12 protein-coding genes are annotated in these 13,653 nt (G+C 65.3%); 8 read left to right on the top strand and 4 right to left on the bottom strand.

Translation table 11 applies throughout. The features are described 5' to 3' along the window. Nucleotides 1-296 precede the first annotated feature (296 nt). Together M0D67_RS04440 and M0D67_RS04435 are read left to right on the top strand one after the other, a co-directional pair. Nucleotides 297-1,133 (top strand): hypothetical protein, encoded by an 837-nt coding sequence (locus M0D67_RS04440; protein ID WP_266237483.1) that lies wholly within the window; start codon nt 297-299, stop codon nt 1,131-1,133. A gap of 297 nt (nt 1,134-1,430) precedes the next feature. Continuing rightward, nucleotides 1,431-1,913 carry a hypothetical protein gene (locus M0D67_RS04435; RefSeq protein WP_154567650.1) on the top strand — a complete coding sequence of 161 codons (483 nt, stop codon included), beginning with the start codon at nt 1,431-1,433 and terminating at the stop codon, nt 1,911-1,913. 80 nt (nt 1,914-1,993) lie between these two features. Here M0D67_RS04435 and M0D67_RS04430 read toward each other — a convergent pair whose 3' ends face one another. Further along, nucleotides 1,994-2,839 carry an aldo/keto reductase gene (locus M0D67_RS04430; RefSeq protein WP_266237480.1) on the bottom strand — a complete coding sequence of 282 codons (846 nt, stop codon included), beginning with the start codon at nt 2,837-2,839 and terminating at the stop codon, nt 1,994-1,996. A gap of 204 nt (nt 2,840-3,043) precedes the next feature. Between M0D67_RS04430 and M0D67_RS04425 the strand changes: the two genes are divergently transcribed. Next, nucleotides 3,044-3,790: a GntR family transcriptional regulator gene (locus M0D67_RS04425; RefSeq protein ID WP_115780853.1), complete on the top strand. Its 747-nt coding sequence runs from the start codon at nt 3,044-3,046 to the stop codon at nt 3,788-3,790. A gap of 34 nt (nt 3,791-3,824) precedes the next feature. Here M0D67_RS04425 and M0D67_RS04420 read toward each other — a convergent pair whose 3' ends face one another. Further along, entirely contained in the window at nt 3,825-5,216 is a 1,392-nt protein-coding gene (locus M0D67_RS04420) for a CoA transferase (protein WP_171926137.1), read from the bottom strand. Between the two features lie 134 nt (nt 5,217-5,350). On the opposite strand from M0D67_RS04420, the gene M0D67_RS04415 reads away from it, so the two are divergent. After that, nucleotides 5,351-6,586 carry a citrate/2-methylcitrate synthase gene (locus M0D67_RS04415; protein WP_266237475.1) on the top strand — a complete coding sequence of 412 codons (1,236 nt, stop codon included), beginning with the start codon at nt 5,351-5,353 and terminating at the stop codon, nt 6,584-6,586. Nucleotides 6,587-6,723: 137 nt separating this feature from the next. Here M0D67_RS04415 and M0D67_RS04410 read toward each other — a convergent pair whose 3' ends face one another. Beyond that, on the bottom strand, nt 6,724-7,029 hold the full coding sequence (locus tag M0D67_RS04410; protein WP_266237473.1) for a DUF2917 domain-containing protein: 306 nt from the start codon (nt 7,027-7,029) through the stop codon (nt 6,724-6,726). A 215-nt stretch (nt 7,030-7,244) separates the two neighbouring features. On the opposite strand from M0D67_RS04410, the gene M0D67_RS04405 reads away from it, so the two are divergent. From M0D67_RS04405 to M0D67_RS04395, 3 genes are all read left to right on the top strand, one after another. After that, nucleotides 7,245-8,663, top strand: coding sequence for a PLP-dependent aminotransferase family protein (locus tag M0D67_RS04405; RefSeq protein WP_266237471.1), 1,419 nt, complete (start codon nt 7,245-7,247; stop codon nt 8,661-8,663). Between the two features lie 189 nt (nt 8,664-8,852). After that, entirely contained in the window at nt 8,853-10,238 is a 1,386-nt protein-coding gene (gene mdtD, locus M0D67_RS04400; RefSeq protein WP_171926136.1) for a multidrug transporter subunit MdtD, read from the top strand. A 273-nt stretch (nt 10,239-10,511) separates the two neighbouring features. Then, nucleotides 10,512-11,786: an EAL domain-containing protein gene (locus M0D67_RS04395; protein ID WP_154558596.1), complete on the top strand. Its 1,275-nt coding sequence runs from the start codon at nt 10,512-10,514 to the stop codon at nt 11,784-11,786. Here M0D67_RS04395 and M0D67_RS04390 read toward each other — a convergent pair. Further along, nucleotides 11,742-12,716, bottom strand: coding sequence for a sigma-70 family RNA polymerase sigma factor (locus tag M0D67_RS04390; protein WP_171926100.1), 975 nt, complete (start codon nt 12,714-12,716; stop codon nt 11,742-11,744). The genes M0D67_RS04395 and M0D67_RS04390 overlap by 45 nt on opposite strands. 201 nt (nt 12,717-12,917) lie before the next feature. Between M0D67_RS04390 and clpP the strand changes: the two genes are divergently transcribed. Continuing rightward, complete coding sequence (gene clpP / locus M0D67_RS04385; protein WP_154558598.1) at nt 12,918-13,574, top strand: ATP-dependent Clp endopeptidase proteolytic subunit ClpP; 657 nt, start codon at nt 12,918-12,920, stop codon at nt 13,572-13,574. The last annotated feature ends 79 nt before the right edge of the window (nt 13,575-13,653 follow it).

Raw genomic sequence — 13,653 nt, 5'->3', positions numbered from 1 at the left:
CGAAGTATCAGCGTGGGGGATGGCGGCAGCGAGGTGCCGGCGTCCCCTCGGGAGAGACGTGATGAAAACCAGAAAATTCAATCAGTACTACTTCGGGGTTATACGGAGTACGGCAATCGCGGCAGGGGTGGCCTTATTGATAACCCAGGTCGCGTACTCCGCGTCGACGGATGCGGTCCCCAAGTTGATTACGGTTGCCGATGCGCCAATGCCTGCGAGCGGCGCGCACGCAGCGACGCAAATCGCGCAGGACGAGGGTTCAGCGGTGGGCGCAGCGGCCACCGGCACCGCGCCCGATGAACCGACCGCTGCCGACGACGCGGCCCTGGTGTTCAGTCCGCGCGACTGCACAAGGACCAGTGTCGGGGGGTGCGAGCAGCATCGCGGCGGCAACGGCGCGGCGAGCGCAGGCAGCGGTGGCGCGGGTGCGAGCGGCAATGGTGCCGGCGGCGCGGCGGGCTCGGGCAGTGGCGGCGGCAAGGGTAATGGCGGCGGCAGCGGCGGTGGTGGAAGTAGCGGCGGTGGCAGCGGCGGTGGTGGAAGTAGCGGCGGTGGCAGCAGCGGCGGTGGCAGCAGCGGCGGCGGCAGTAGCGGCGGTGGTAGCAGCGGCGGCGGCAGCAGCGGCGGCGGCAGCAGCGGCGGCGGCAGCAGCGGCGGCGGCAGTAGCGGTGGTGGCAGCAGCGGCGGTGGTAGCAGCGGCGGTGGCAGCAGCGGTGGCGGCAGCAGCGGTGGTGGAAGCAGCGGTGGTGGAAGCAGCGGCGGTGGCAGCAGCGGCGGTGGCAGCAGCGGTGGCGGCAGTAGCGGCGGCGGCAGTAGCGGCGGCGGAAGCAGCGGTGGTGGAAGCAGCGGTGGTGGAAGCAGCGGTGGTGGAAGCAGCGGTGGTGGAAGCAACGGTGGCGGAAGCAGCGGCGGCAGCAGCGGCGGCGGCTGCGGTTGCGGTGGCGGCCCCGGCGGCGGGTTCGGCGGTGGAAAAGGCGGCCCCGGTGGTGGTTTTGGCGGAGGCTTCGGTGGCGGGTTCGGCGGCGGCTTTGGCGGAGGCTTCGGCGGCGGTCACGGAGGCAAGGGTAGCGGCGGTAACGGTGGTGGCAATGGCGGAGGAAGCGGGCACTAGCAGTCGCCTGTTTCCCGGGTAGGGGGCCCCCGCGCCCTACCCGTCGCTAACGACATGCGTATGCCGTTCGCAGTCCCCCGGCAGCGGCGGTGATGTCTCGATCCCCCGGTCGAGCGTCACCGCCCGAGGCCGGTCGGTATCGGCAGCACCCGCAGGCGGCTCGGCAAAACAGCACGCACCGCCGCAAAGCGCTGACAGACAGTTCCTGCTCTTGCACACGTTTAAAACCAAAACAATCGATCGCGTCGTGCGTGACCGGAACCAAACCGAAACGATTGCCTCATATCAGATTCAACGTTCGATATGAGGGCATCACAACATGCAACGAAACGTCCCCCACTCCATGGCGCGCACGGCCACCGGACTGCTGATGGTCGCCGCTCTGGGCCTCGCATCGCTCGCTCATGCGCAAACTGCGGCGCAAACACCGGCTACGCCTGCCCAGCCGCAGCCGCAAACCTTGTCGCAAGCCGCCCCGCCGGTCGATCCCACCTTCTCCGCCTATTCGCTCGCGCAAACCTGCAAGCAGAAAAACGATAACGTCGCACAAGGTCAATGCGTCGGCGCGATCCGCGGCATCATCCACGGCTATCAGTACGGCGTGCTGTTCCTCGGTCAGCGCGCGTCACTGCCGCCCAACGAAACGCAGCGGGTGTCGCTGTGTTTGCGCAATACGCAGGTGTCGTCGATCGTCGACGAATTCGTTGCCGACGCCGCCCAGGTCAACGAAGATTCGCTCAAGCACACGCCCGCTGAAGTCGCCGTTCTAGGTTCCGTGCACATGCACCACGGTTGCAATTAATGACGCCGGCGCAGCGAGCCGCAGCGCCATAAGCGCCGGCTCCACGGCCCGCCGCAATTCGCTAGCGGCAGCTAATGCGCTCACAGCATTTCGAGTGGCCGCTTGCTGCGTGGCGGTTTGAAATAAGTGTCGATAGCAGCGAGTTCATGCGTGTCGAGTTGCAGTTGCGACGCCCGATGGTTGTCGCGCACATGCTCGACGCGGCCCGCTTTCGGAATTGCAAACACGCCGGGTTTTTGCAAGACCCACGCTAGCGCCACCTGAAACACCGAGACGCCTCGTGCGGCGGCGATATCGTCGAGCGGTGAGCGTTTCGGCAGGCGCGCGTGATCGACCGGACTGTATGCCATCGCCGGCATGTTGCGCGCGGCGAGCCACGGCAACAGGTCGAATTCCGGCCCACGGCGCGCGACGTTGTAGAGAATCTGATTGGTCGCGCACGCCTCGCCGCCCGGCGTGGCGACGAGTTCTTCCATATCGTCGGTATCGAAGTTGCTGACGCCCCAGTGGCGAATCTTGCCCGCGCTGCGTAATGCCTCGAATGCCTGGACGGTTTCCGCGAGCGGCACCGGACCGCGCCAGTGCAGCAGATACAGATCGAGCCGATCGGTTTTCAGGCGCTTGAGGCTCTGCTCGCAGGCCGCGATCACGCCGCGCCGGCTGGCGTTATGCGGATACACCTTGCTGACGAGAAAGACCTGATCGCGCAGCCCCGCGAGCGCTTCTCCGAGAAGCGATTCGGTGGCGCCGTCGCCGTACATTTCCGCCGTGTCGATCAGCGTCATGCCCAGTTCGATGCCACAGCGCAGCGCGGCGAGCTCCGAGGTGCGGCGCGCCGGCTGTTCACCCATCTCCCAGGTGCCCTGCCCCAGTTTCGGAATACGCTCGCCGTCGGGCAGGCTCACGCTTGCGATATCGGTCGTCATGCTTTCTCCTCGAAATGACTAAACATAGGGCAACGCGTCCATGTCGATGCGGTGGCGCAGGCGAATCCGCGGCGCCTGATACGGAAATCGTAGGGACGAGTTTAGCGGTTGCACGAGCATCGGATCGAGCACCAGGCAAAAGCCCGCTATAACGGAGCGCGCCGATGTCTTAGAATTGCCGCTTGCCCTTCTTGCGTGAGCCCCATGACCTCTGCCTCGGAAGACCGCTGGCGCGATCTGCGCCCGGACCCGGAAAACGACACGCCGCTGTACCTGCAACTCGCTCGCAAGCTCGGCAGTGCGATTCACGAAAACCGTTGGAACGCGGGCGAGGCGCTGCCCTCCGAGCGCGTGCTGTCCGAAGCGCTCGGCGTATCGCGGATCACCTCGCGCAAAGCCATTGCCTTACTGGTCGAACAGGGATTGATCCGCCGCACTCAAGGCGCGGGCAGCTTCATCACGCCGCGCTATGAAGATCCGCTTTCGCGTCTGTCGAGTTTCAGCGAAATGCTGCGCCGACGCGGCTTTACGCCGAGTTCGAAGTGGTTGTCGCGAGAAATTTCGCCGGCTAACCGCGATGAGGTGATTCAACTGGGCTTGTCGCCGGCGGCGGCTGTGACCCGGTTGCGCCGCTTGCGGCTCGCCGACGGCATCGTGATGGCGGTGGAGAATTCCACCTTCCCTGCCGCGGTGATTCCCGATCCCCAGGCGATTGGCGATTCGTTGTACACATACCTAGAAAATCGCGGACTGACGATTGTCCGCGCGCTGCAGCATTTTCGCGCGGTGAACGCGAATGAAGAGATCGCGCAGCAGATGAGCATTGCGCCTAACGAGGCGCTGTTGCTGATCACGCGCGTCGGGTACACGGCGGATCAACGGGCGATCGAGCTGACCGATACCTACTGCCGCAACGATTACTATGATTTCGTGGCGGAGCTGAGGAAGTAAGCACGGTCTTTGCTCGTCGCGGCCCACAGTACCTTCACTCCCATTTCGCCTCGTGCGCGCCTATCCGAGCCGGTGGCAGCGCAAAATACGCGGGCGTCTCCTCCAGACGCTCAGCCGGCAGAACGCCCAGGACCCGCCCGAACTCCGACTGCACGGTTCCCAGACAATCCCGCACATCGTCGATTGAAACGTCGGGCGCCTTCCAGCCGTCGGGAAGCAATCCGAAGGATTGCAACCACCGTCCGGTCTGCGCGAGCGACACCCTCACGTGCCAGCTCCCGCCTTCGGTGGCTCGCCGCGTCAATGCGGCCATCGCGCCGAACGCAGCCAGATATCCCGTCGCGTGATCCAACGCCTGACAAGGCAGATGCTTCGGCTCATCCCATCCCGCCGCCTCGCGCTCGGTAAAAGCAATCCCGCTCGCGGACTGCACCAGACTATCGAAGCCACGCCGCCCGGCCCAAGGGCCCTTGTGCCCATAAGCGCAAACCGAGACATAGACGATCCCCGGCCGCACTCGCGCCAGCTCCTCGGGACCGAACCCGCGTGCCGTGAGCGCCCCCGGTCGATACGCCTGCAAAAACACATCGGCGTCGCTAACGAGGCCATTTAACGTTTCCCGGCCAGTTGCATTGCGTAAATCGATCACAGCCGAGCGCTTGCCGCGCCCGTTGTCGATCACCAGCGGCGCAATGTTCGGCAAGTGCGGACCGTTGACCATCAACACCTCGGCGCCATGCTGCGCGAGCGCGCGCCCCGCCACCGGCCCGGCAATGATGCGCGACACATCCAGCACCCGCACGCCCGCCAGCGGCCGCTCCGCGCCGGCCCCGCGCGGCGGCTCGACCGGCGCGTCGCCGATGCGCTCGATCTCGAACAACGGCAGCCCCGCAATCGCTTTCGCCTGATCGAGCGCGGCCCACTCGTCGGGCGTGCGAATCAATGCCGCGCACAAACCGGCGTCGGCGAGCGTCTGGTCAAGCATCGCGCCATCCCAGCCGCGAATCGCCTCGGCCACCGCCGCGCGATCGTTCGCGCAGCCGAGCACCTTCAGCACGCCCTCAAGATGATGCGGAAAGTTGGTGTGCAGTTGAATCCAGCGGCCGTCGCGCGTCGCGTAGAAACCCATCACCGGATCGCGCAAAGCGGGCGGCGGACCCTCGTCGATGCGCAGATAGCGCTCGCTGCGAAACGAAGCCAGTGCACGCCGCATCTCCACGGTGACGTGTTGCCGGCGCCCGGTGCGCAAGCGATGGTATTCGGCAGCCGCAAGGCCGCTCGCGGCGATGGTCGCCGAGGCCAACGCGCCGACCCGATAGACCGATGGCAAACCCGGATCGGTGCCGGGAAGCGAAACGGACCGCAGCGCAGTCGGGTCGCATTGCGCGGTCATCCAGATATGTTTGAGTGCGAGTTCAGGCGTCATGGTGCTCATATCGTTCGTCTCGTTCGTGTTGGAACAGGAAGAAAGTGAACCGAGTCTAGAATTTCGCCTTGCCGCAATCAATCTTGATTATGATAATCAACATATATTGATTTCTTCGGTTTCTACGCGTTTCCATGCCGCCTTCCCATTCCCTGACCGCGGCCGAGGCCGCCGCCGCGCTCGGCATCAGCCTGCCTACGCTGTATGCGTATGTTAGCCGCGGCATCCTGAACTCCTCGCCGGATGCGCAAGGCAAGCACCGGCTCTACGACGCCGGCGAAGTGCGGCGGCTCGCCCGGCGCAAGGAAGACGGCAAGCGCGCCGGCAAGGTCGCGCAAAAGGTGTTGGACTGGGGCGTGCCGGTGCTCGAATCGTCGATCACGCTGGTGGCCGACGGCCGCCTGCTGTATCGCGGGCACGACGCCATGGAACTGGCGCGCACGGCATCTCTGGAGGATGTCGCGGCGTTGTTGTGGGAATGCAGTGTGAGGCGTATCGCCGATGCACCGGCCGTCCCGTTCGCCGCCGCGCAGTGGGCCGCGTGGCTCAAGCTCTGGAGCGACAGCACGCCGCTCGACCGTGCGCTCGTGCTGCTGCCGGCCGCCGCCGCGCAAATGCCGCGGGTATGGGCGCTCGGCCGCGACGCGCAACTCGATACCGCCTGCGCGGTCATGCGTTTGCTGGCCGCCGCGATGGTCTCGGCGGCGCCGTCGAACGAACCGCTGCACAAGCAGTTGGCTTCGGCGTGGAACATACGCAACCGTCAGCAAGCGGGGCTGTTGCGCGCGGCGTTGGTGGCCTGCGCGGATCATGAACTGAATGCGTCGACCTTCACGGTTCGCTGCATCACGTCGACCGGGACGCATCTGTTCGGCGCCGTGGCCGGCGGTCTGGCCGCATTGGCCGGCCCGCGACATGGTGGCGAAACGGTACGGATTGCCGCGCTGCTCGATGAAGCGTCACGCGCACCCGATCTCGACCGCTATCTGGCGAACCGGCTCGCCCGCCACGAGCACGGCGCGCATGGGCCGGTGCTGTCGGGCTTCGGTCATCCGCTTTATCCGGACGGCGATCCGCGCGCGCGTCTGCTGCTCGGGATGCTCGCCGACTGTGCGCCGGCCCGTTCGCCGTTAGGCGAAGTGCAGGCGATCGCGCGCACGGTGCGCGACACGACCGGCGCGGAGCCGACCGTCGACTTTGCGCTCGTGAGCATCGAACGGGTACTCGGCCTGCCGGCCGGGGCCGCGTTCACGCTGTTCGCGGTCGGCCGGGTAGTCGGCTGGATCGCTCACGCAATGGAACAGACGCGCGACGGCCGGTTGATCCGGCCACGCGCGCGCTATATCGGGGAGGTTGAGGTGGCCGGATGAGGCGCGGCGCACGCCGGCAGCAAAGCAAATGCGGCACGTACTGCCTGCGCCGGGCACAAGCAAATGCATCCGGCACCACGCACGCCAGCGACACGAGCCGCTGCCATCTTAGCGGCCATGGCCACCACAGTTGCCCATCACGCCACACCTAACCAGCGCGGCAGCCAGTTCAACATCGGCGAACCGCTCAGCGGCCGCGTTACAGTGCGCTCTGACCCGCTAGCCAGCGCGAAACGCGCACCGGCCCGCCCCGCGCTGACCCACGCCAGCGCACCGCGCGGCAACTCGATCGATTGCCCCGTTGCCAGCCAGTGATCGCCGTTTTCGCCTTCGACAGTCAGCCAGATCTCGCCCGAGATCACCTTGAAGACTGACGGACGCGCGACACGCCAGGCCGCCGCGGGCTCGTCATGTTCCATTTCGAAAATCCGGACTTCACGCATCGCTTTTCTCCTTCAAAGAAACTTCCTGTTGTACTGATTATTGACGTGCGATCATCGAATACCCATGCACAGTTCCGAACACTTTCATCGGAACTGTTCAGTCGAAAAAACGGACAGTTGGCGGCAATCGCGCTTCGTCGGCGCGTGCAGCACGCGCCGCACCGACGGTTAGGGCGCTCTGGAACCCCTGCTGCCCGGCGAAGGAAAAGCACCGCATGAAACTCGAAATCCAACTCGATCGGGAGAGCGGCGTACCGCTCACCGAGCAGATCGTCACGGGCGTTACCACCTGGATTCGCTCGCGCACCGCTCACCCCGGCTCCAAGCTGCCGTCGATCCGCCAGTTCGCAGCCGACTACGGCGTGAGCCGATTTCCCGTGATCGAGGCTTACGACCGGCTGGTGTCGCTCGGCTATGTCGACTCGCGTCATGGCTCGGGCTTCTATGTCGCCGACCGCCAGCCGCCAAGCCCGCATTGCCAGGGCACCTCGGACCCGCGCCTCGCCGAGGACGAATCGGGGCACATCCTCCAGCAGTTCAACTACCAAACTGAGACGCTCAAGCTCGGCAGCGGCTTCATTCCCGATGCGTGGCGCGACACGGAGAGCCTCGCGCAAGCGATCCGCCACGTGTCGCGCACCGACATCGCGAGCATGGTCGATTACGCCACCCCGCTCGGCAATCTGACCTTGCGCGAACATCTGCAAGGCCGGATTGGTCAACTGGGGATTCAGGCGGACGCCTCGCAGATTCTGATCACCAACGGCGCGAGCCAGGCGCTCGATCTGCTGATGCGTTACATGCTCAAAGCCGGCGACACGATGTTCGTCGAGGACCCCGGCTACTACAACCTGTACGGTCTGCTGAAACTGCACGGCGTGAAGCTGATCGGCATTCCGCGCACCCGCAGCGGCCCCGATCTCGATGTGCTGCAGGCACAGTTGCAAGTGCATCGGCCGAAGCTGATGTTCATCAACACGGTGTTCCACAACCCGACCGGCACCACGGTCGCGCCGCCGGTGGCGTTCCGGCTGCTGCAACTGGCGCGCGAACACGGTTTCACGATCATCGAAGACGACATCTACGCCGACTTCCAGGCCGACGTCACTGACCGTCTCGCGACCCTCGACCAGCTCGAACACGTGATCTACGTGGGCGGCTTGTCGAAGACGCTGTCGTCGTCGTTGCGGATCGGCTGCGTGGTGGCGAGCCACGCGATCATCAAGGATCTGGTCGACATCAAGATGCTGACGAGTATCGGCGGTTCGCGCTTTGCCGAGGCGGTCGCCGTGTCGTTGCTGGAACGCGGTGCGTACCGCAAATATCTGGAGCGGCTGCGCCGCCGCATGCGCGACGCGCTCGGCTCGACCATTCAGACACTCGAAGACGCCGGCTGGGATCTGTTCGAAAAGCCTGTCGGCGGCAAGTTCGTGTGGGCGCGTGTGCCGCACGTCGACAACGCCGAACGGCTGGTGGCATGCGGCGCACCCCTCGGCGTGACCGTGGCGCCCGGCAGCTATTTCCGGCCGAACATGGAAGTGAGCCCGTGGACCAGGATTCACGCCGCGTTCGGCAATGACCCGCGTGCGCAGGCATTTTTCCGTGCTGCTGTGGCGTTGCCTCCCTCGGACTGACTTCGTCATCTTGCCTTCGCACTGAACGCATAGCCGCTGCGCCGGGCCACGCTTTTCCCTAGAATAGCGAGTCCCAGCCCGTCCCTGCGCGCCTAGCTGCCCTCCATGTCCACGCCGCCGATCCTGCCCGCCTCCGTCCCCGCCGCCCCCGCCGCCACTTCGGGCCCCTCGGCCCGCTCGCTCACTGTGATGCTGTGGCTCGTCGCCACCGGCTTCTTCATGCAGACGCTCGACTCTACGATCGTCAACACCGCGCTCCCCGCGATGGCGACGAGCCTCGGCGAGTTGCCGTTGCGCATGCAATCGGTGGTGATCGCCTACTCGCTGACGATGGCGGTGATGATCCCGGTGTCCGGCTGGCTCGCCGACAAGCTTGGCACGCGGCGTGTGTTCTTCAGCGCGATCCTCGTGTTCGCGGTCGGCTCACTGCTGTGCGCCAACGCGCATACCCTGAATCAACTGGTGATCTATCGCATCGTGCAAGGCGTGGGCGGGGCAATGCTGTTGCCGGTTGGGCGGCTCGCGGTGCTGCGTACCTTTCCGGCGGAACGCTATTTGCCGGCTTTGTCGTTCGTGGCGATTCCCGGACTGATCGGACCGCTGATCGGCCCGACGCTCGGCGGCTGGCTCGTAAAAATCGCTTCGTGGCACTGGATCTTTCTGATCAATGTACCGGTGGGGATCGTGGGTTGCATCGCCACATTCATCTTCATGCCGGATAGCCGCAACGAGCACACCGGCAAGTTCGATCTGAAAGGCTATCTGCTGCTGATTTTCGGCATGGTGGCGATTTCATTCGCGCTCGACGGCCGCACGGAGTTTGGCATCCAGCACGCCACCGTGCTGGTGCTGCTGATCCTCAGCCTCGCCTGCTTCGTCGCCTACGGTTTGCACGCCGTACGCGAACCCGCGCCGATCTTCCCGCTCGATCTGTTCAAGATCCACACCTTCAGCGTCGGCCTGCTCGGCAATCTGTTCGCGCGGATCGGCAGCGGCGCGATGCCGTATCTGATCCCTCTGCTCCTGCAGGTGAGTCTCGGCTATAGCGCCTTCGAAGCCGGCATGATGATGCTGCCGGTGGCGGCTGCGGGCATGGCGGCCAAGCGCCTTGTCACGACGCTGATCGTCAAATACAGCTACCGGCGCGTGCTGATCGTCAACACGGTGCTGGTGGGCCTGACCATGGCGAGCTTCGCGCTCACTTCAGCCAGCCAGCCGCTATGGCTACGGCTCGTGCAACTGGCGTTCTTCGGCGCGGTCAACTCGATGCAGTTCACCGCGATGAACACGCTGACGCTCAAGGATCTCGGCACCGGCGGCGCGAGCAGCGGCAACAGCCTGTTCTCGCTGGTGCAGATGCTGTCGATGAGTCTCGGCGTGACGGTCGCCGGCGCGTTGCTTGCGACCTTCACCGGCCTCCTGCCGCGCGTGACGGCCGCCAACTCCCTGCCCGCGTTCCATGCGACGTTCCTGTGTGTCGGCATCATCACCGCCGGCTCGTCGTGGATCTTCGCGCAACTGTCGCCGGACATCCGTACACCCTCGAAAAAGACCGATCCTTCGGAGCGGACCTGAGTTTTTGCGCCAGGTTGCGGTGGCGTTGCCCCTACCCGCCGCGCCCCGTCGCCGACCCGCAACGGGGCGCGGATCGCACCACCGAAGTGCGAATCATCGCCTGCGCGCACGCGCTTGCGCACAATCGCCGTACTGACAGCGGTAAGCGGGCGCGCACAGAGTGTTTCCGCACGCGCATAGTTCTTGCTCGCGTATCCTGTAAACTCACATTTTGCGCGTGCCCACTCGTGTCGAGCATGAGAAGCGCGCCGCCACTTCCACACGACTGACATGATGAGCATGATCGAACTCGATCCTCCCGGCTTCCAGCCGCCGCGCCCGATGGCCGGCGACGAAGGCTCCCGGCGCACCGTTCTGTACGGCGGCTACACGGTTTTCAGCGTGTTCCAGCCGGTTTTTTCGGTGTCGCACCGGCGTGCGATCGGCTATCACGCTTCGCTGCGCGCACACGACGAACATGCGCTGCAGGTGCCGTCGCACGAGGTTTTCACGCAGGCGGCGCGGCGCGGCGACCTGCTGGAACTCGGGCGGCTCGCCGAATCGCTGCATCTGGGCAACTTCAACGCATTCGACAGCCACGACGAATGGCTTTTCCTCAGCCTGCACCCGGCGGCGCTGATGGACACCAGTTACGGCGACGCACTGCTCGCCGGCCTCAAGGCGCTGGGCCTGCCGCCGCAACGAGTGGTGCTGGAAGTATCCGAACAGGCCGGCGGTGAAACCACGCGCTTCGCCGACATCATCGACGCTTTGCGCAAGTCCGGCTTCCTGATCGCGCTGGACGGCTTTGGCGCCAAGCATTCGAACATCGACCGCGTGTGGAATCTGCGTCCGGACATCGTCACGCTCGACCGCTGCATTCTCGCGCAAGCGAGCGAACACTCGCATATTGAACGCGTGCTGCCGGGCCTCGTTTCGCTGCTGCACGAATCCGGCCAACTGGTGCTGATGGGCGGCCTGAGCACCGAGCGCGATGCGCTGATCGCACTCGAATGCAACGTCGACTTCGTGCAGGGCGCGTACTTCGCGGGCCCGAGCGTCGAGCCGGTGAAACCGCAAGCGGCGGCCGGCCTGATGGACTCGCTCTCCGCGGCGCTACGCGAACGGGTTGCCGCGCGCGAACGCGCACAGTCCGCACGGCTCGCACCCTATGTCACGGCGCTGGAAACGGCGGCAGCCCAACTCGTGGCCGGGGAATCGGTGGCCCAGGCGACCGCGACGCTGCTCACGCTCGGCGAGACGGCACGCTGTTTCGTGCTCGACGGCTCGGGCCGGCAGATCGGCGACAACGTGCTACCGCCGGGGCGCGCTTCGCAACGCGCCAAGCGCTTCCGGCCGTTGCTGCATTCGCAAGGCGCGAGCTGGGAACGCCGGCCGTACTTCATTCAGGCCATGCGCGTGCCCGGGCAGGTGCACCTCACACCGCCCTACCTGTCGATCAACGAAGCGCACCTGTGCGTGACGGCCTCGATCGCCGCGCATACGCCGCACGGCACCCAGGTGCTATGCGTCGACATTAATTGGGAAGTCGCCGCGCATCGTAATTGAGGTAAGGGCGTGCCGCTGGATCCGCGCGAGCAGCTTCATGACGGCCGCGCGGCCCAGCAAGCGGTTGGCTGCCTGCAAACGCGCCGCGCTGGTGACGGCGCGCAACGCGACGATCTTGGTCGTTCCGCCCGCCAGACTTTGCGTGGACACGTCGATTACCGCGACAACCTCGCCTTCGAACAGCAACGCAATACACATTGCGCCTTCGACCGACACCACCTCGGCATGGCTCGCCTGATGCGCGAGCGCTGTCACCGTCTCCATCCAGGCCACTGGCGCCAGTTCCTGCGTGCACACCGGCGCGTCGCTGACGACTTCCGGCGCATCGCTAAAGAGCCGTAACAAGCCCGCCCGATCCTGCGCCTCCAGCGCCGTGCGCAAGCGTTCCACGATCCGCGCATGCGCGGCGGGATCCGGCCGCTCCAGCGGCGCGCCCGCACGCTGCAAACGCCCCTTGGCCCGATGGACGATCTGCCGGCAACTGGCCGGCGTTCGGTCGAGAATCTTCGCAATCTCCGCGTAGTCGCAATCGAAAGCTTCGTGCAGCACGAATGCCGCCCGCTCATCCGGCTTCAGACGCTCGAGCAGAAGCATCACGCCATACGACATCTCCGCCGCGCGCAAAGCCAGTTCCTCCGCGGATGGCGCCACCTCGTCGAGCCAGGGCTCCGGCAGCCAGCCGGCGGCCTGTGATGCGCGTTCGCGCTGCACGTGACGCAGCCGGTCGATAGCCGCGCGCGTGGTGATCGTGGTGAGCCAGGCGGCCGGTGTCTGCACCTCTTGCGTATCGGCGAGATGCCACTTGAGCCAGACGTCCTGCACCACGTCTTCCGCTTCGGCGCGGCTGCCGAGCATGCGGTACGCCAGCGCGAGCAGGCGGGCACGCACGGCCTCAAAGCTGGATGCCTTGTCGATTCCTTGTTCCGTCATGCGTTGACCTCCAGATCTGCATCCTTTTTACCTTGACGCTCGGGCTCCCGCCGATGTGACAGCCCAACGAAAAAATATTCCTGTCACGCCGCTGCCCTTCTTCTCGTCATAAGGACAACAACCCGCGCAAAGGGTGCGCGGTTGTTCGAATCGGCCACCGCTCCCGGCTACCGGCAACGCGCCACCTGAAACGAGGCAAACATGCATTCCAGCTATCCGTCCGTCACCGGCCTCGGCCTCGTGCCCACCGTGATCGAACAGTCCGGCCGCGGCGAGCGCGCCTACGACATCTATTCGCGCCTGCTGCGCGAGCGCATCGTTTTTCTGGTCGGTCCGGTGAACGAACAGTCGGCCAGTCTGATCGTCGCTCAATTGCTGTTTCTGGAATCAGAGAATCCCGACAAGGATATTTCTTTTTACATCAATTCGCCGGGCGGCTCGGTGTATGACGGCCTCGCCATCTACGACACGATGCAGTTCATCAAGCCGGAGGTGTCGACCTTGTGCACCGGCTTTGCCGCCAGCATGGGCACGTTTTTGCTGACCGCCGGCCAGCGCGGCAAACGGTACGCGCTGCCGAACGCGCGCATCATGATTCACCAGCCGTCGGGCGGCAGCCAGGGCACCGCTGCCGACGTCGAAATCCAGGCGAAAGAGGTGCTCTACCAACGCGAACGTCTCAACGCGATGATGGCCGAGCGCACCGGGCGCAGTATCGAAGAGATCGTCCGCGACACCGACCGCGACAACTTCATGTCTGCCCAAGGCGCGAAGGCGTACGGTCTCGTCGACGAGGTGCTCGAAACACGAGCGGCGCTAAGCAATCCAGGAGATCCGGCTCGTCACCGTGACATGTAGCGCGGCAAGGCCGCACCGCCAGAAACGTCCTCGCCCCCGGGCGGCTTTTTGCCAGCCCTATCGGTGCGCCGGAAACACA

The organism is Paraburkholderia sp. SECH4 (assembly GCF_030511745.1).
Taxonomy (GTDB): domain Bacteria; phylum Pseudomonadota; class Gammaproteobacteria; order Burkholderiales; family Burkholderiaceae; genus Paraburkholderia; species Paraburkholderia madseniana.
Note: the sequence above shows the minus strand (reverse complement) of the source record. Positions and strands in the feature narration are given on the sequence as shown.

What these genes read in the sequence shown, in the direction of transcription:
- M0D67_RS04440 (WP_266237483.1), top strand. Translation starts at nt 297, where the DNA reads ATGAACCGACCGCTGCCGACGACGCGGCCCTGGTGTTCAGTCCGCGCG.
- M0D67_RS04435 (WP_154567650.1), top strand. Translation starts at nt 1,431, where the DNA reads ATGCAACGAAACGTCCCCCACTCCATGGCGCGCACGGCCACCGGACTG.
- M0D67_RS04430 (WP_266237480.1), bottom strand. Translation starts at nt 2,839, where the DNA reads ATGACGACCGATATCGCAAGCGTGAGCCTGCCCGACGGCGAGCGTATT.
- M0D67_RS04425 (WP_115780853.1), top strand. Translation starts at nt 3,044, where the DNA reads ATGACCTCTGCCTCGGAAGACCGCTGGCGCGATCTGCGCCCGGACCCG.
- M0D67_RS04420 (WP_171926137.1), bottom strand. Translation starts at nt 5,216, where the DNA reads ATGACGCCTGAACTCGCACTCAAACATATCTGGATGACCGCGCAATGC.
- M0D67_RS04415 (WP_266237475.1), top strand. Translation starts at nt 5,351, where the DNA reads ATGCCGCCTTCCCATTCCCTGACCGCGGCCGAGGCCGCCGCCGCGCTC.
- M0D67_RS04410 (WP_266237473.1), bottom strand. Translation starts at nt 7,029, where the DNA reads ATGCGTGAAGTCCGGATTTTCGAAATGGAACATGACGAGCCCGCGGCG.
- M0D67_RS04405 (WP_266237471.1), top strand. Translation starts at nt 7,245, where the DNA reads ATGAAACTCGAAATCCAACTCGATCGGGAGAGCGGCGTACCGCTCACC.
- mdtD (WP_171926136.1), top strand. Translation starts at nt 8,853, where the DNA reads ATGCTGTGGCTCGTCGCCACCGGCTTCTTCATGCAGACGCTCGACTCT.
- M0D67_RS04395 (WP_154558596.1), top strand. Translation starts at nt 10,512, where the DNA reads ATGAGCATGATCGAACTCGATCCTCCCGGCTTCCAGCCGCCGCGCCCG.
- M0D67_RS04390 (WP_171926100.1), bottom strand. Translation starts at nt 12,716, where the DNA reads ATGACGGAACAAGGAATCGACAAGGCATCCAGCTTTGAGGCCGTGCGT.
- clpP (WP_154558598.1), top strand. Translation starts at nt 12,918, where the DNA reads ATGCATTCCAGCTATCCGTCCGTCACCGGCCTCGGCCTCGTGCCCACC.